At 60.8% G+C, this 16,124-nt stretch carries 14 protein-coding genes; 5 read left to right on the forward strand and 9 right to left on the reverse strand.

What is annotated here, in order from left to right:
- Positions 1–113: 113 nt before the first annotated feature.
- On the reverse strand, positions 114–2,456 hold the full coding sequence (locus tag ACKLNA_RS17750) for a TonB-dependent receptor (RefSeq protein WP_408986613.1): 2,343 nt from the start codon (positions 2,454–2,456) through the stop codon (positions 114–116).
- Positions 2,457–2,663: 207 nt separating this feature from the next.
- Between ACKLNA_RS17750 and ACKLNA_RS17755 the strand changes: the two genes are divergently transcribed.
- Positions 2,664–3,344: a Fe2+-dependent dioxygenase gene (locus ACKLNA_RS17755; protein WP_408986614.1), complete on the forward strand. Its 681-nt coding sequence runs from the start codon at positions 2,664–2,666 to the stop codon at positions 3,342–3,344.
- 57 nt (positions 3,345–3,401) lie between these two features.
- Positions 3,402–4,103, forward strand: a complete 702-nt coding sequence (locus ACKLNA_RS17760; RefSeq protein WP_408986729.1) for a tetratricopeptide repeat protein — start codon at positions 3,402–3,404, stop codon at positions 4,101–4,103.
- A gap of 60 nt (positions 4,104–4,163) precedes the next feature.
- Here ACKLNA_RS17760 and ACKLNA_RS17765 read toward each other — a convergent pair whose 3' ends face one another.
- From ACKLNA_RS17765 to ACKLNA_RS17785, 5 genes are all read right to left on the reverse strand, one after another.
- Positions 4,164–5,327 (reverse strand): type III PLP-dependent enzyme, encoded by a 1,164-nt coding sequence (locus ACKLNA_RS17765; RefSeq protein ID WP_408986615.1) that lies wholly within the window; start codon positions 5,325–5,327, stop codon positions 4,164–4,166.
- 581 nt (positions 5,328–5,908) lie between these two features.
- Entirely contained in the window at positions 5,909–7,063 is a 1,155-nt protein-coding gene (locus tag ACKLNA_RS17770; RefSeq protein WP_408986616.1) for a betaine/proline/choline family ABC transporter ATP-binding protein, read from the reverse strand.
- A complete protein-coding gene (locus tag ACKLNA_RS17775) occupies positions 7,060–7,713 on the reverse strand; it encodes an ABC transporter permease (RefSeq protein WP_408986617.1) in 654 nt (217 codons plus the stop codon). Before ACKLNA_RS17775 ends, ACKLNA_RS17770 begins: the two co-directional genes overlap by 4 nt.
- 13 nt (positions 7,714–7,726) lie before the next feature.
- Positions 7,727–8,620, reverse strand: coding sequence for a glycine betaine ABC transporter substrate-binding protein (locus ACKLNA_RS17780; protein ID WP_085711825.1), 894 nt, complete (start codon positions 8,618–8,620; stop codon positions 7,727–7,729).
- A 21-nt stretch (positions 8,621–8,641) separates the two neighbouring features.
- Positions 8,642–9,331 (reverse strand): ABC transporter permease, encoded by a 690-nt coding sequence (locus ACKLNA_RS17785; protein ID WP_170931630.1) that lies wholly within the window; start codon positions 9,329–9,331, stop codon positions 8,642–8,644.
- A gap of 357 nt (positions 9,332–9,688) precedes the next feature.
- Here ACKLNA_RS17785 and ACKLNA_RS17790 point away from each other — a divergent pair, with 357 nt between their 5' ends.
- The 3 genes from ACKLNA_RS17790 (at position 9,689) to ACKLNA_RS17800 (ending at position 13,130) form a co-directional block, all read left to right on the forward strand.
- The gene (locus tag ACKLNA_RS17790; RefSeq protein ID WP_408986618.1) at positions 9,689–11,272 is read left to right on the forward strand and encodes a peptide chain release factor 3; all 1,584 of its coding nucleotides are present in this window, start codon (positions 9,689–9,691) and stop codon (positions 11,270–11,272) included.
- 208 nt (positions 11,273–11,480) lie between these two features.
- Positions 11,481–12,716, forward strand: coding sequence for an MFS transporter (locus ACKLNA_RS17795; RefSeq protein ID WP_408986619.1), 1,236 nt, complete (start codon positions 11,481–11,483; stop codon positions 12,714–12,716).
- A 156-nt stretch (positions 12,717–12,872) separates the two neighbouring features.
- Positions 12,873–13,130, forward strand: coding sequence for a hypothetical protein (locus ACKLNA_RS17800; RefSeq protein WP_114881403.1), 258 nt, complete (start codon positions 12,873–12,875; stop codon positions 13,128–13,130).
- Positions 13,131–13,235: 105 nt separating this feature from the next.
- Here the strand turns inward: ACKLNA_RS17800 and ACKLNA_RS17805 are convergent, their stop codons facing one another.
- From ACKLNA_RS17805 to ACKLNA_RS17815, 3 genes are read right to left on the reverse strand one after another with little or no spacing between them, the layout of a single operon-like run.
- Entirely contained in the window at positions 13,236–14,216 is a 981-nt protein-coding gene (locus ACKLNA_RS17805) for a peptide ABC transporter ATP-binding protein (RefSeq protein WP_114881404.1), read from the reverse strand.
- Positions 14,216–15,184, reverse strand: a complete 969-nt coding sequence (locus tag ACKLNA_RS17810) for an ABC transporter ATP-binding protein (protein ID WP_085711820.1) — start codon at positions 15,182–15,184, stop codon at positions 14,216–14,218. The genes ACKLNA_RS17805 and ACKLNA_RS17810 overlap by 1 nt, the downstream gene beginning before the upstream one ends.
- A gap of 10 nt (positions 15,185–15,194) precedes the next feature.
- Complete coding sequence (locus ACKLNA_RS17815) at positions 15,195–16,121, reverse strand: ABC transporter permease subunit (RefSeq protein WP_085711819.1); 927 nt, start codon at positions 16,119–16,121, stop codon at positions 15,195–15,197.
- Positions 16,122–16,124 lie beyond the last annotated feature (3 nt).

Raw genomic sequence — 16,124 nt, forward strand, 5'->3', positions numbered from 1 at the left:
CGAAAGTGGTGTTCACGGCGTGCATTATGCCGTGGGTTATCGAGAAACGTTCTTTATTACGCACAAAAGCCCCGTTCACGTGAATGAACGGGGCCCGAGGCTTCCGGCTTCGATCAGAAGTGGAAGTTGGTGCTCAGCAATGCCGTACGGCCCGCCGCCTGGTTGGCGAAGTGAGTCGAGAAGGCTTTGTCGTAGTAGGTTTCGTTGGTCAGGTTCTGCACGTTCAATTGCAGGTCGACGTTTTTGCTCAGCTTGTACGCGGCCATCGCGTCGTAGCGAACGTAGGAATCGACCATGGTGGTGTTGGCCACGCTGCCGAACACGTCATCCACGTAGAACGCACCGCCACCGATGGTCAGCTTCGGCGTGACCTGATAAGTGGTCCACAGGCTGGCGCTGTTTTTCGGGGTGTTCGGCAGTTCGTTGCCATTATTGGCTTTGTTGGCCGGCAGGTCGCCACCGTCCACTTGCTCGCTGTCCATGTAGGCGTAGCCGGCGAACACTTGCCACTTGTCGGTGATCTTGCCGCTGGCCGACAGCTCGATACCTTGCACGCGAGTCTTGCCGACGTTTTCGTACGAGGTGGTATCGACTTGCACGCGAGCGTTGTCTTTCTCGGTGCGGAAGATGTCGGCGGTCAGCGACAGGCGATCGTTCAGCAGATCCCACTTGGTGCCGATTTCGTAGTTCCGGGTGGTTTCCGGCTCCATGTCGCTGCTCAGCAGGTTGCCGCTGCGATCAGTGGTGCCGCCCAGTGGGTTGCCGTCCATGCCTTCACCCAGGGTGCTGCCCGGTGGGGTGGCCGAGGTGGCGTAAGACGCATAGATGCTGCCGTTTGGCGCAGGCTTGTAGACCACGCCGAACTGCCCGGTGACGAACTCGCTGGTGTCCTTGCCCTTGGACTCGATGCCTTTGGTCACGACGGTGGCGCCCGAGCCATCGTAGGTGCGGTACTTGGTGTCGAAGTGGTCGTAACGCAGGCCCATGTTTACCAGCCACTGATCAGACAGTTCCAGGGTATCGAACGCATACAGCGCGTAGGTATTGGCCTTGGTGTCGGTGCCGGCGTAGTTGCGCGAGATTGCGCCGTTCCACGGATCGTTCGGGTTCGGGTTCGACAGCGAGGTGCAGTTGTAGCCGCTCGACGCGCCGATCATCGACGGGGTGCAGTTGGTGGTCGCGGCGCTGGTGCGCGGCGTGGTGTCGGTGTTGACGTTGTACGAAGACTTCTGGCTTTCCTCACGGGTGTACTCGACACCGGTGGAGAAGCTGTTCTTGAAGCCGGCGACGTAGAAGTTGCCGAACAGGTCAGTCTGGTTGGTGGTGGTCTCGGTGTTGCTCACGCGAGTGTTTGCCCGACGCCAGACGCTGCCGTTGTTGACGTTGCCCTTGCTGTCGTCCGGCTGGGTCAGGATGTAATCCTGCATGCTGGTGCCGTGACGCAGGGTGTTCTTGATGGTCAGCGAGTCGCTCAGGTCATGCTCGATGGCGAAGGTCGCGGTGTCGGTGCGACCCTTGCGGAAGTCGCGACCGTCCAGACCGTAGAAGTTGCTGTGATCGCCACCGGAGTACGGCTTGTCCGGGTTGGACTTGGTGCGGGCAGCCGAGCCGGCCTTCGGAATGGTGTACGGGATGCCCGAATCCGGGGTGTCGTTGCTTTCGAGATGGTAGTAGTCGAGGTTGACGCGGGTGTCGGTGCCCAGGCCAAAGGCCAGGGACGGCGCGATACCCCAACGGTCGTAGTCGACGCTGTCGCGACCGGCGACATTGCTCTCGTGGCTCATCAGGTTCAGACGGCCGGCAGCGGTGTCGCTGAACTGGTAGTTGCCGTCGAGGGTGTAGCGCTGGGTCTGGTCGGAGCCCCAGGTGAAACCACCGTCGAACGAGTTGCCCAGGTGAGCTTTCTTGCTCACCAGGTTGATGCTGCCGCCAGCCGCGCCGCGACCGCCGATGGCGGAGTTCGGGCCCTTGCTGACCTCGATGTTTTCTACGGCGAAGATCTCGCGGCTCTGGGAGCCGGTGTCGCGCACGCCGTCGAGGTAGGTGTCGCCCTGAGCGTCGAAACCACGGATGAACGGACGGTCGCCCTGCGGGTTGCCCCCTTCACCGGCACCGAAGGTGATGCCTGGCACGGTGCGCAGCGCATCCTGCATGTTCAGGGCGCCGGTGTCTTTCAGGACTTGTTGCGGAATAACGGTGACCGAGCGCGGAGTGTCGACCAGCGGCGCGGTGTACTTGGGCGAGGAGGCTTTCTCGACCTGGTAGGACGTCGAGTCCTGGGCTTCGCCGGTGATGGCGGTGGCGTCCAGGGCAATGGCATTGCCGGAGGCTTTGCTGTCGGTCTTTTCGGCCGCGAACACCATGTGGCCTGCGGAGCCGGCGGTCAGTGCAACGCCGATGGCAGAGGCGAGCAGACGTGGTGAGCTGACGGGTAATTGTGCGTGTTGACGTGACATTTTTATTCCCCTCCCCAAGGATTTGAGGCGGCGGAATATAGGGTAAACAGGTATTCGTATCAATTGCGAAACATTGTTATTCGCGACGAATTTACATTCTTTACAATTTAACCTTACGGTTTTTGCCGATTCATTCGTCTAGCGGGTTTTACACAGCCAATAAGAATCAATACCATTGCCGCCTCTTTGCCATCAGGTGACTTCGACATGCTGCTGCACATCCCCGCTCTGTTCGAGAAAGACGAAGTGCGGCGCATCCGCGAGGCTCTGGAACAGGCCGACTGGGCCGATGGCAAGATCACCGCCGGCTATCAATCGGCCAAGGCCAAGCACAATCTGCAACTGCCGGAAGGCCATCCGCTAGCCAAGGAAATCGGCGCCGCGATGCTTGAACGCCTGTGGAAAAATCCGCTGTTCATGTCGGCTGCGCTGCCGCACAAAGTATTTCCGCCGTTACTCAACTGCTACACGGCGGGGGGCAGTTTCGATTTTCACATCGACAACGCGGTGCGTCAGCCCAAGGGCAGCATCGAGCGGGTGCGCACTGACCTGTCGGCCACGCTGTTCTTCAGCGAACCCGAGGATTACGACGGCGGCGAGCTGGAAATCCAGGACACCTACGGCACCCAGCGCGTGAAACTGCCCGCCGGCGACATGGTGCTGTACCCCGGCACCAGCCTGCACAAGGTCAACGCGGTCACGCGCGGCGCACGTTATGCGTCGTTCTTCTGGACACAAAGTCTGATTCGCGAAGACAGCCAGCGCGCGTTGCTGTTCGAGATGGACGGGGCAATTCAGCAGCTTACTCAGGACATGCCCGACCACCCTTCGCTGATCCGCCTCACCGGCACCTATCACAACCTGTTGCGTCGCTGGGTCGAGGTGTAAGTGGCGGATTTTCGTTTGCGCCGCGAGGAAATCCTCGACGGCGAACGCCTCACCGCGATGCTTGAAGAAAGTCCGGCCCGTGCGGCCCAGGCGATTCTGATGGCGGCGGGTGAGGGCGTGCTGGAGGCGCAGGCGCTGCTCGGGCAGATTCTGCTCGATGGTCATGGGATTGCTCAGGATCAGCCGCTGGCATTGCGCTGGTTTGGAATCGCAGCAGGGCAAGGTCATTTGATGGCGCGCAACATGCTCGGTCGCTGCCATGAACATGGCTGGGGTCGTGCTGCAGATGCGTCGATTGCCGCGCAGCACTATCGAATCGCTGCCGAAGCCGGTCTGGACTGGGCGATGTACAACCTCGCCAATCTGCTCGCCACCGGACGCGGTGTAGCGGCCGATCATCTTCAGGCCATGGCGCTGTATCAACGCGCGGCCGACGCCGGTCATGCCAAGTCGATGAATCTGCTCGGGCGTTATCTGGAAGAAGGGCAAGCGTGCCCGGCGAATCCGGCAGCGGCCCGTGACTGGTATCGACGCTCGGCCGAGGGCGGGGACTTTCGCGGGCAGTTCAGCTATGCGGCGGTGCTGGCGGCTGAGGGGCGCGTTGATGACGCGATTGTCTGGCTGGAGAAAGCGCTGACCGGCGGCAATCTGAATTTCCTGCGAGTGGCGAGCCAGACACTGGCGAGCGCAACCGATCCGAGAATCCAGGCACTGGCGCAGGCATACGCTCACCGCTGCGCCGGGTTACAGAACACCTGAATCGCAGGCACAAAAAAGCCCATGACTCGTCATGGGCTTTTTGCATTACGGCATCGACGTTTACACGTAGAACGACTTCAGCGGCGGAAAGCCATTGAACTCTACGGCGCTGTAACTGGTGGTGTACGCACCGGTCGACAGCCAGTACAGGCGATCACCGATGGCCAGGTTCAACGGCAGGCCGTACTTGTAGTTTTCGTACATGATGTCGGCGCTGTCGCAGGTCGGGCCGGCGATCACGACTTCTTCCATCTCGCCTTTCTTCTCGGTCCAGATCGGGAACTTGATCGCTTCGTCCATGGTTTCGATCAGGCCGGAGAACTTGCCCACATCGGTGTACACCCAACGCTCGACAGCGGTACGGGATTTACGGGCAACCAGTACCACTTCACTGACCAGGATACCGGCGTTGGCGATCAGCGAACGGCCCGGCTCCAGAATGATTTCCGGCAGGTCATCACCGAAGTCTTCCTTCAGGAAACGGATGATTTCTTCGGCGTAGGTTTCCAGGCTGTTGGTGCGGGTGATGTAATTGGCCGGGAAGCCACCGCCCATGTTGATCAGCTTCAGGTGGATACCGTCTTCTTCCTTCAGGCGCTCGAAGATCACTTTGACCTTGGCGATCGCCGCGTCCCAGACGCTGATGTCACGCTGTTGCGAACCGACATGGAACGAGATGCCGTACGGTATCAGACCCAGGTCGCGGGCGAGGATCAGCAGGTCCATGGCCATGTCGGTCTGGCAGCCGAACTTGCGCGACAGCGGCCAGTCGGCGGTGGTCGAACCTTCGGTCAGGATGCGCACATAGACTTTGGCGCCCGGCGCAGCCTTGGCGATGTTGCGCAGGTCGGCTTCCGAGTCAGTGGCGAACAGACGCACGCCTTTCTCGTAGAAGTAGCGGATGTCCTTGGATTTCTTGATGGTGTTGCCGTAGCTGATCTGGTCCGGGCTGACGCCACGGCTCAGCACTTTGTCCAGCTCATAGATCGAGGCGATGTCGAAGCTCGAGCCTTTCTCTTTGAGCAGGTCGATGATCTCGACGGCCGGGTTGGCCTTGACCGCGTAGTAGACCTTGGCGAATTCGAAACCGGCGCGCAGGTCATCGTAGGCCTGGGCGATCATCGCGGTGTCGATCACCACGAACGGGGTTTCCTGTTTGTCGGCGAAGGCCTTCATTTTCTGAAAGGTTTCGCGCGCGAAATAGTCTTCGACCTGGATCGACATACTTGGGACTCCTAGTGGCAAACGTCGTTAATCAATGGGTGCATATGAACGTCCTCCGTATCCCCACTTTGGTTCGCCTACTTCCCAAGGCATGTCGCCGAAAGCAAAAAGGCCATGGGTCGTTGCCCTTGGCCTTGCTGTCTCGTCGTCAGTACTTGAGCCGGATGGATCGTTTCCAGCATGGACGTTCGGCGCGAACTTTAGGGCGTGAGGGGCCTGAGATCAACTAAAAATGTCGCGTTTTTGCACGCTTCTGACGTGCGTCGCGGATATCACTCTTTGTAGCCGACCGAGATGACGGTCAGATGTTCCGCAATAATTTTCAGGTGTTAAAAATACCTGCACGTTCGATGCTGATGTGCGCCAACTCTCGGATAACTACGATCACTTCAACATCGGCGACGTTGGCGGCGAGAAGGGCGGGTGAGGGGGGATTTGCTGGTTGACGCTGACAAAGTCGGCCGGGTTCGGCGCTCTGGTGTGTTGATATTTCTTGCCGGCTCATCGTCGGCGAAAAAATCCCGGCCTTGAGGATCCGGTGGTCGAAAAAAAGGGCTGTCGAACAGCCCTTTTGCTTTGGATCAGGCCACCGCTTCGGCCGGCGACACGATATTGGTCTTCATTCCGCGTGATCGACCCGAACTCAGGTATGCCGCAATCGACTCCTGAGTAACCTCGCCAAGGAACACTCGCTCGGCATCCATCACCGGCAACCAGGCACGATTGAATTCGTACATGCGCGACAACAGGATACGCAAATGCTCGTCATACGCAGCGGTAGCGTTGAACTCCCGGAGGAACTGTTCGCAGGTCCCGGTCTGACGATGCAAGTCGCGACGTCGCACATAACCCAGTGCCTTGTTCTCGGCACAGGTGACCACCACGTAGCGGCGGTCATGCTCGTCCATCAACTCCAGCGCATCGGCCACCGGAGTTTCCGGGCTTACAGATGGAGCGTTGTCCGCTGCGTCTTCCGCCTTCACCAGCAGCAGGCGCTTGAGGGTGCTGTCCTGGCCGACGAAGTTGCTGACGAAATCATCCGCCGGATGGGCGAGCAGGGTGTCCGGGTGGTCGATCTGCAACAGCTTGCCGGCGCGGAAGATCGCGATCTTGTCGCCGAGCTTGATCGCCTCGTCGATGTCGTGGCTGACCATGATCACGGTCTTGTTCAGCGCCCGCTGCATCTCGAAGAACTCGTTCTGGATCATCTCGCGGTTGATCGGGTCGACCGCGCCGAACGGTTCGTCCATCAGCAACAGTGGTGCATCCGCCGCCAGTGCGCGGATCACGCCGATCCGTTGCTGCTGGCCGCCGGACAGTTCACGCGGGTAACGATGCAGATACTGCTTGGGCTCAAGCTTGATCATGCTCATCAGTTCGCGCGCGCGGTCGTGGCATTTCTGTTTGTCCCAGCCGAGCAGTTTCGGTACCACCACGATGTTCTCTTCGATGGTCATGTTCGGGAACAGGCCGATCTGCTGGATCACGTAGCCGATGTTGCGGCGCAGGGTCACTTCGTCGAGGTCGGTGGTGTCTTCGCCGTTGATCAGGATCTTGCCCGAGGTCGGCCTGATCAGGCGGTTGATCATTTTCAGCGTGGTGCTTTTGCCGCAACCCGATGGCCCGAGGAACACGCAGATTTCGCCTTCATTGACGGTCAGGCTTACCGAGTCCACGGCTTTCACATCTTTGCCGTTGCTTTGGAAGGTCTTGCTGAGGTTTTGAAGTTCGATCATTTGAGGAGTCCTTTTGGAGTCAGCGAACGTTGCAGCCACTGCAAAATGAGGTCGGCGAAGATCGCCAGAAGACTGACCAGCAGCGCGCCGACGATGAGCATCGACATGTCACTGCGGCTGATGGAGGCGAGGATCAGCACACCGAGACCGCCGGCGCCGATGGTCGCGGCGATGGTCATCACACCGATGTTCATCACCACGGCGGTGCGCACGCCGGCGAGGATCACCGGCACCGCAATCGGCAGTTCGACCATGCGCAGGCGCTGGCCGAAGGTCATGCCGATGCCCCGTGCGGCTTCGCGAATGCCCGGTTCGACGCCGGTCAGGGCGAGGTAGGTGTTGCGCATGATCGGCAGCAGTGAATAAAGGAACACGGCAGTGATCGCCGGCAGCGGACCGAGGCCCTGGCCGAACTTCGAGTAGAACGGCAGCAACAGGCCGAACAGCGCAATCGACGGCACGGTCAGCAGCACCGTGGCGCTGGCCTGCAAGGGACCTGCGAGGCTCGGGAAGCGCGTCATCAAAATGCCCAGCGGCACGCCGATGAGAATCGCCAGGCTGACGGCGATGCCGACCAGGGTGATGTGCTGCCAGGTCAGGTGCATCACCTGCTGCCAGTCGAGGTGGGAAAAGGCGTTCAAAAATTCCATGACTTTTCCTCCTTTAGTTCAGTGGGTGCTGGCGCAGGAAGTCGGCAGCGACTTTCGACGGACTCTCGTGATCGACATCGACCCGTGCGTTGAGCTGACGCATGGTTTCGTCGTCGAACAGCTCGGCCAGCGGTTTGAGTTGCTCAGCCAATTTTGGATGGGCGTCGAGGTAGGCCTGACGAACGACCGGCGCTGCGGTGTAGTCCGGGAAGTAATGCTTGTCGTCTTCCAGCAGCTTCAGACCGAATGCATTGAGGCGGCCGTCGGTGGTGTAGACCAGACCGGCAAACACCTGGCCGTTGCGCAGTGCGGTGTAGACCAGCCCAGCGTCCATCTGCCGGATGTTCTGGCGGGTCAGGTTCATGTCGTAGAGCTTGACCATGCCGTCCAGACCGTCGGAGCGGTTGGCGAACTCGGTGTCGAGCGCCACCAGATGATTGCTCTTGGCTTCAGACTTCAGCACGTCGTTCAACTGGCTGATGTTGCTGATCTGCGGATATTCCTCGGCTACTTTTTTCGGCAGGGCGAGGGCGTAGGTGTTGCTGAATTTCGACGGCGTGAGCCAGACCAGGCCTTTTTTTGCGTCGAGTTCTTTCACCCGGGCGTAGGATTGTTCGCTGTCGAGTTTTTCGGTGACATGGTTGTAGGCCACCAGCGACACCCCGGTGTATTCCCAGAGCATGTCCAGCTGCCCGCTTTCGTGGGCGCTGCGGGCCAGGTTGCTGCCCAGTCCGCCGGTGATCTGCGCGTCGTAGCCTTTGCTGCGCAGGTATTGCGCGGTGATTTCCGCGAGCAGGGTCTGCTCGGTGAATACCCGGGCGCCGAGGCGAATGAGCGGCTTTTCCGCCGCCTGGGCAAATCCTGCGAACAGCAGGGCGCAGCCCAGAATCAAGCTAAGTCGTTTCATGAATATTCCTTTGCCGAAGCCTTAAGACGGGCGCAAACCGCGTTCCAGCCAGAGACGGCTGGCGAGGGTGACCACGCCATCGAGCAGCAGGGCCAGCAGTGCGGTGCACGCGGCGCCGAGCAGCAGTTGCGGCTGATTGTTCAGGGCAATGCCGGGGAAAATCAGGCTGCCGAGGCTGTTGGCGCCGATCAGGAACGCCAGCGGCGCCGTACCGACATTGATCGCCAGGGCCACCCGCACACCGCCGACGATGATCGGCACGGCGTTGGGCAGCTCGACTTGCCACAGCACCTGGCGCGGGGTCATGCCGATGCCGGTGGCGGCTTCTTTCAGCGAGCCCTGGACGTTTTTCAGGCCTTCGTAGGTGTTGCGCACAATCGGCAAAAGCGAGGCGAGGAATAAAGCGAAGATCGCCGGACCGCTGCCGATGCCGAGTATCCCCAGGGCAATCGCCAGTACGGCCAGCGGTGGCACGGTGTTGCCGATGTTGAAGATCTGCATGAAGCGTTCGGCGCGGCCGACCATGGTCGGGCGGCTCAGGAAGATACCGGCGGGGATGCCCACGACAAGGGCGGCCAGCATTGAAGCGAGGACGAGAATCAGATGAGCTTGCAGGTAAAACAACAAATCGTCGCGGTAGTGTTCGATCGTGTTGATGCCGATCCAGTGGACCAGCAGGGCCAGGAGCGCGATCACCACCGCACCTCCCATCAGCCCTTTGCCATAGCGGATAGCCACAGGCGGACTCCTTTTTTATAGTCGGCGGACGCTGTCCCGAGTGGCATGCCATGCCTGGCTGCCGGGAGTGGACGTTCGCGAGAAGCAGCTCCCCCAGCACCGGCGAAAAGCGGTCTGAAAGCGAGCCATGAGCGCAGCCTCGTCAGGCTAACTTGCTGATTTTTCAGCCCCTGACGAAAAGTCGTAACAGGGGATGGACGTCTCCGTGCTTTAAAAGGTTCCCATCTGAGGCAGCATTTGGCCACCCTTAATGTGCTCAACGGTTCGGTTATTGTCTTGACTTGGGCTATAATCGCGGCCCTTTTTTGAATCACCGCCAGGCGATTTCCCATGACCAGACAGGCCGCCGAAGTCGCGAAACGCCGCACTTTCGCCATTATTTCCCACCCCGATGCCGGTAAAACCACGATCACCGAAAAGCTCCTCTTGATGGGCAAGGCGATTGCAGTGGCCGGTACGGTGAAATCCCGTAAATCCGACCGCCATGCGACATCCGACTGGATGGAGATGGAGAAGCAGCGGGGTATTTCCATTACCACGTCGGTCATGCAGTTCCCGTATCGCGAACACATGATCAACCTGCTCGACACCCCGGGCCACGAAGACTTCTCCGAAGACACCTACCGCACCCTGACCGCGGTGGACTCGGCCCTGATGGTTCTCGACGGCGGTAAAGGTGTAGAGCCACGTACCATCGCCCTGATGGATGTCTGCCGTCTGCGTGACACGCCGATCGTCAGTTTCATCAACAAACTCGACCGTGACATCCGCGACCCGATCGAACTGCTCGACGAAATCGAAGCCGTCCTGAAGATCAAGGCCGCGCCGATCACCTGGCCGATCGGTTGCTACCGCGACTTCAAGGGCGTGTACCACCTGGCGGACGACTACATCATTGTCTACACCGCCGGTCACGGTCACGAACGCACCGAAACCAAGATCATCGAAAAGCTCGATTCCGACGAGGCCCGCGCGCACCTGGGTGACGAGTACGACCGCTTCCTCGAGCAGCTGGAACTGGTGCAGGGCGCCTGCCACGAGTTCAACCAGCAGGAGTTCATCGACGGCCAGCTGACTCCGGTGTTCTTCGGTACCGCACTGGGCAACTTCGGTGTCGACCATGTGCTCGACGCCGTGGTCGACTGGGCCCCGCGCCCGCTGCCACGCGTAGCCAACGAGCGCACCGTGGAGCCGGTGGAAGAGAAGTTCTCGGGCTTCATCTTCAAGATCCAGGCGAACATGGACCCGAAACACCGCGACCGCATCGCCTTCATGCGTATCTGCTCCGGCAAGTACGAGAAAGGCATGAAGATGCGCCACGTGCGTACCGGCAAGGACGTGCGCATCGGCGACGCCCTGACGTTCTTCTCCTCCGAGCGTGAACAGCTGGAAGAGGCGTACGCCGGCGACATCATCGGTCTGCACAACCACGGCACCATCCAGATCGGTGACACCTTCAGCGAAGGCGAAACCCTGGGCTTCACCGGTATCCCGCACTTCGCCCCGGAACTGTTCCGCCGCGTACGCCTGCGCGATCCGCTGAAATCCAAGCAACTGCGCCAGGGCCTGCAACAGCTGGCCGAAGAAGGCGCGACCCAGGTGTTCTTCCCGGAACGCAGCAACGACATCATCCTCGGCGCCGTCGGTGTGCTGCAGTTCGATGTGGTCGCCAGCCGCCTGAAAGAGGAATACAAGGTCGAGTGTTCCTACGAGCCGATCACCGTGTACTCCGCGCGCTGGATCGAATGCGGCGACAAGAAGAAGCTGGAGGAATTCTCCAACAAGGCTGTGGAAAACCTCGCGCTGGACGGCGGCGGTCACCTGACCTACCTCGCGCCGACCCGGGTCAACCTGGCCCTGATGGAAGAGCGCTGGCCGGACGTGAAATTCCGTGCGACCCGTGAGCATCACTAAGCGTTGACTGCAACATCCAGAGCCCTGAGGCGCGAGCCTCGGGGCTTTTTATTGCCTGGGCGGTGGTGGTGACAGCCGTTGTAGGCCCTTTCCCGAACGCTTGTGGTTTGTGTCTGCTTTTACCGCAGCGGTGTTTTTAGCCGCGACAATCCGGGCGACGAGGTCTAGTGTTCAAAGCCCAAAGCGAGCTTTCTGAAGGATCAACGGAATGACCGGTCGGCTCATTCACTGGCTGCGATTCGATGGTTATTTCTCCACGATGGCCTGGGTACTCGCGGCGTTGTTGTTCATCAATCGCCTGAGCAGCATGGTCAAGCTGTTCATGGCGCTGTACCTGCGTCAGGAACTGGGGTTCGCCATCGAGGCCGTTGGCTGGCTGTTGGCGGCGTACGGCGGCGGGCTGTTAATCGGTTCGATGCTGGGCGGTTTGCTCAGCGACCATATCCGCACCGCGCGGCTGACGGCGGCGCTGTTCTTCGTTTCAGCCTGGGTGCTGCTCGGGCTAGGGCTGGTGACACAGATGTGGTTGCTGGCCGTGTTGCTGCTGCTCAGCGGTACGATCGACGGCGCGATTCGTACGCTGCATCAACGCCTGATCATGGAATATTGCGAGGTTGCCCAGCGCCCGCGCGCGCAGGCCCTGAGCCGTATCGCGCGAAACCTCGGGATGGCCGCCGCCGGTATCGCGGGCGGTGTGCTGGCGCAGACGGATTTTCGCTGGGTGTTCTTCATCAGTGCGGCGCTGACGTTGGTGGCGCTGCTCTGGTTTGTGCGCACGACCTGGCGGCGAACAGTGCTGATCCCGGACGAAACGCCAGAGACGCAGACCGGCTCCGGCCTGCCATATCATGACAAACCATTTCTCTGGCTGTTGGCGGCGACCGTCCTGCTCGGCATGGCGTTCGACACGGTCTACAGCACGCTCGGTAACTATCTGCGCGACTACTATCGCTTGAGTACCGAAGCCATCGGCTGGCAGTTCGCAATCAACGCGGTCCTTGTCGTGGCGTTGCAGATTCCAATCTCGCATTGGGGCGAACGCTGGGGCTCGCGGCGGCCCTTGATCGCCGGTTGTGTGCTGCTGGCGCTCGGGCTCGGCATGCTGCCACTGGGTTCCGGGCTGTTTTATGCCTGCCTGTCGACGGTGGTCTGGACGCTGGGGGAGGCGCTGTTCATGCCGCCGCTGAATGTGCTGGTCATGCAGCATGCGCAACGCGGCAAAAGCGGCCAGTACTTCGGTTTGTTCTTCATGGCCTGGAGCGCGAGTGCTCTGCTGTCGCCGGTGCTCAGCGGTCAGTTATACGGGCAATTCGGAGGGCATAGCGTCTGGGTGGCCAGTGCGGCACTGGCACTGCTGTCGGTCCCGCTGGTTTGTCTGGCGACCCGTTTGCGCGTCTCGGCCAGCCAGCCCGTGCAAACCCGCAAGGCCACCTCGCTTAGCTGATCCGGTTATGGGGGTTATTCGAAAGCGGTCTGTCCAGCCATGGCATTTCCGGGCATTGGTTAGCGTCCTATCTGGTGAACCCGGCTGATCGGAACTAGATTTTATTCAGCGCCGGACCGGCACTCTGGCTTCAACCACGAAAGGATGGAAACGCTTATGAGCATTTTTCAACGCATAGTGTTGTTGCTTAAGGTTTTGGTGATGCTGACGCTTGGCACCACGGCGGCGTGGGCGAGCAACGCGGCGCCTGCACAGGGCTTCAATGCGGCCCAGGGGCACGCGGGTGTGATCATGCTCGCCAAGTCCGAATCCGAACCCGGTGATCAGGATCAGGGTGGCAGCAAGGACGATGACGACTCGACCACCGATGAGCCGGACACCGATGATCCGGACGACGGCGATAGCCAGACATAGATCGCAGACAAAAGAAAACCCCTTCTTCCCCGACTGATGCGCAATCGAGAAAGAAGAGGTTTGGTCAACACTTTAACGACCCGCCCCGGCAACAGGGCGGGTTTTTTATGCCGCGCCGTCGAGGAACTGCTCGGCGTAGTGGCACGCTACCTGACGCGTGTCGAGCTGGCGCAGGGCCGGCTCTTCCGCGCTGCAACGTTCGGTCGCGTACGGGCAGCGCTTGTGGAACGCGCAGCCCGGTGGCGGGTTCAGCGGGTTGGGCAGCTCGCCGACGATCTTGATCTTCGGCTTGTCCGGATCCGGGTGGATGGTCGGAGTCGCCGACAGCAGCGCCTGGGTGTACGGGTGCAGAGGACGGGCATAGATGTCGTGCTTCGGACCGATTTCCACCGGACGCCCGAGGTACATCACCATCACGTCATCGGCCACGTGCTGCACCACCGCCAGGTTGTGCGAGATGAACACGTAACCGGTGTTGAACTCCTGCTGCATGTCCATGAACAGGTTCAGCACCTGCGCCTGGATCGACACGTCCAGTGCCGAAGTCGGTTCGTCCGCCACCAGCACTTTCGGTTGCAGCATCATGGCGCGGGCCAACGCAATACGCTGACGCTGACCGCCGGAGAACATGTGCGGATAACGCTGGTAGTGCTCGGGACGCAGGCCGACCTGCTTCATCATCGCCTGGACTCGTTCACGACGTTCGGCGGCCGACAGGTTGGTGTTGATCAACAGCGGCTCAGCCAGTTGATCACCGATTTTCTGCCGTGGGTTCAACGAGGCGTACGGGCTCTGGAACACCATCTGCACGTCTTTGCGCAGTTGCTTGCGCTGGGCCTTGTCGGCGCCGGCCACTTCTTGCCCTGCGATTTTCAGGGAACCGGACGACGGCTCTTCGATCAGGGTCAGGGCACGGGCGAGGGTGGATTTGCCGCAGCCCGACTCGCCTACAACGGCGAGGGTCTTGCCGGCTTCCAGCTCGAACGACACGCCGTTGAGGGCGCGTACGGTCGCATGGCCCTTGAACAGGCCACGGGAGACTTCGTAGTGACGGGTCAGGTCGCGGGCGGTAAGTACGACGGCCATTACGCCACCTCCTGGTTCAACGGGTAGAAGCAGCGGGCGAGGCTGTGGCTTTTCGGGTCAAGGGTCGGACGCTGCGCGCGGCAGCTGTCCTGCACGTACGGGCAGCGCGGCGACAGCAGGCAGCCTTGCGGACGGTCGTAACGGCCCGGAACGATGCCCGGCAGGGTCGCCAGACGCTCGGCGCCCTGGCTGTGTTCCGGAATCGCCTTGAGCAGCGCTTCGCTGTACGGGTGCGCCGGGATGTCGAACAGTTGCGGCACCTGACCGACTTCAACGGCTTGCCCGGCGTACATCACACAGACGCGCTGGGCGGTTTCGGCCACCACGGCGAGGTCGTGGGTGATCAGCACCAGGCCCATGTTCTGCTCTTTCTGCAACGCCAGCAGCAGGTCCATGATCTGCGCCTGGATCGTTACGTCGAGTGCGGTGGTCGGCTCGTCGGCGATCAGCAGTTTCGGTTCGCCGGCAATCGCCATGGCAATCGCCACACGCTGGCTCATGCCGCCGGACAGTTGGTGCGGATAAGCGTCCATACGGCTGGAAGCGCCGGGGATTTCAACCTTTTCCAGCAGTTCGATGGCGCGCTTGCGGGCGGCCTTGCCGGACATTTTCAGGTGCAGTCGCAGCACTTCCTCGATCTGGAAACCGACGGTGTAGCTCGGGTTCAGTGCGGTCATCGGGTCCTGGAACACCATGGACAGGTCTTTACCGACGATCTGCCGACGCTGGCGATTGCTCAGTTTGAGCATGTCCTTGCCGTCGAAGCTCAGAGAGTCGGCAGTGACGATCCCCGGGTGCTCGATCAGGCCCATCAGCGCCATCATGGTCACGGACTTGCCGGAACCCGATTCGCCGACGATGGCCAGGACTTCGCCCTTGTCGACCTTGAGGTCGAGGCCGTCGACCACCGGTGTGGCGTTCTTGTCGCCGAAGCGAACGTTGAGATTCTTGATTTCTAGCAGTGACATGGGAATCTCCTCAGGCGGCGTTCTTGAGTTTCGGGTCCAGCGCATCGCGCAGGCCGTCGCCCATCAAGTTGATTGCCAGCACGCTGAGCAAAATGGTCAGACCAGGCAGACTCACGACCCACCAGGCGCGTTCGATGTAGTCGCGGGCCGAAGCCAGCATGGTGCCCCACTCAGGGGTTGGCGGCTGGACGCCGAGGCCGAGGAAGCCCAGGGCGGCGGCGTCGAGGATCGCCGAAGAGAAGCTCAGCGTTGCCTGAACGATCAGCGGTGCCATGCAGTTCGGCAGCACGGTGATGAACATCAGGCGTGGCAGGCCGGCACCGGCCAGGCGCGCAGCGGTCACGTAGTCGCGGTTCAGTTCGCCCATCACCGCAGCACGGGTCAGACGTACGTAGGACGGCAGCGAAACCACGGCAATCGCGATCACGGTGTTGATCAGGCCAGGGCCGAGGATGGCGACGATCGCCACGGCCAGCAGCAGCGACGGCAGGGCCAGCATGATGTCCATCAGACGCATGATGGTCGGGCCGACCACTTTCGGGAAGAAACCGGCGAACAGACCCAGCAGGATCCCCGGAATCAGCGACATCACCACCGACGACAGACCGATCAGCAGCGACAGGCGCGAGCCCTGGATCAGACGCGACAGGAGGTCGCGACCCAGTTCATCGGTGCCGAGCAGGAACTGCATCTGCCCGCCTTCGAGCCACGCCGGCGGCGTCAGCAGGAAGTCACGGTATTGCTCGCTCGGGTTATGCGGGGCGACCCACGGCGCGAAAATCGCGCAGAAAATCACCAGCAGCATGAACAGCAGGCCGGCAACGGCGCCCTTGTTCTTGGCGAAGGCTTGCCAGAATTCCTTGTACGGCGACGGGTACAGCAGACTTTGATCCGCGCCAGGTGCAGCGGTGACTACTGAGGATGTTGGAGTGCTCATGGG

The organism is Pseudomonas sp. UV AK001 (genome assembly GCF_046097675.1).
GTDB lineage: Bacteria > Pseudomonadota > Gammaproteobacteria > Pseudomonadales > Pseudomonadaceae > Aquipseudomonas > Aquipseudomonas kribbensis.

Excerpts from the sequence above, each read along its gene's own strand:
- ACKLNA_RS17795 (WP_408986619.1), top strand. The coding sequence starts at position 11,481 with ATGACCGGTCGGCTCATTCACTGGCTGCGATTCGATGGTTATTTCTCC.
- ACKLNA_RS17810 (WP_085711820.1), bottom strand. The coding sequence starts at position 15,184 with ATGTCACTGCTAGAAATCAAGAATCTCAACGTTCGCTTCGGCGACAAG.
- ACKLNA_RS17800 (WP_114881403.1), top strand. The coding sequence starts at position 12,873 with ATGAGCATTTTTCAACGCATAGTGTTGTTGCTTAAGGTTTTGGTGATG.
- ACKLNA_RS17805 (WP_114881404.1), bottom strand. The coding sequence starts at position 14,216 with ATGGCCGTCGTACTTACCGCCCGCGACCTGACCCGTCACTACGAAGTC.
- ACKLNA_RS17765 (WP_408986615.1), bottom strand. The coding sequence starts at position 5,327 with ATGTCGATCCAGGTCGAAGACTATTTCGCGCGCGAAACCTTTCAGAAA.
- ACKLNA_RS17755 (WP_408986614.1), top strand. The coding sequence starts at position 2,664 with ATGCTGCTGCACATCCCCGCTCTGTTCGAGAAAGACGAAGTGCGGCGC.
- ACKLNA_RS17780 (WP_085711825.1), bottom strand. The coding sequence starts at position 8,620 with ATGAAACGACTTAGCTTGATTCTGGGCTGCGCCCTGCTGTTCGCAGGA.
- ACKLNA_RS17785 (WP_170931630.1), bottom strand. The coding sequence starts at position 9,331 with ATGGGAGGTGCGGTGGTGATCGCGCTCCTGGCCCTGCTGGTCCACTGG.
- ACKLNA_RS17760 (WP_408986729.1), top strand. The coding sequence starts at position 3,402 with ATGCTTGAAGAAAGTCCGGCCCGTGCGGCCCAGGCGATTCTGATGGCG.
- ACKLNA_RS17770 (WP_408986616.1), bottom strand. The coding sequence starts at position 7,063 with ATGATCGAACTTCAAAACCTCAGCAAGACCTTCCAAAGCAACGGCAAA.
- ACKLNA_RS17790 (WP_408986618.1), top strand. The coding sequence starts at position 9,689 with ATGACCAGACAGGCCGCCGAAGTCGCGAAACGCCGCACTTTCGCCATT.
- ACKLNA_RS17815 (WP_085711819.1), bottom strand. The coding sequence starts at position 16,121 with ATGAGCACTCCAACATCCTCAGTAGTCACCGCTGCACCTGGCGCGGAT.
- ACKLNA_RS17750 (WP_408986613.1), bottom strand. The coding sequence starts at position 2,456 with ATGTCACGTCAACACGCACAATTACCCGTCAGCTCACCACGTCTGCTC.
- ACKLNA_RS17775 (WP_408986617.1), bottom strand. The coding sequence starts at position 7,713 with ATGGAATTTTTGAACGCCTTTTCCCACCTCGACTGGCAGCAGGTGATG.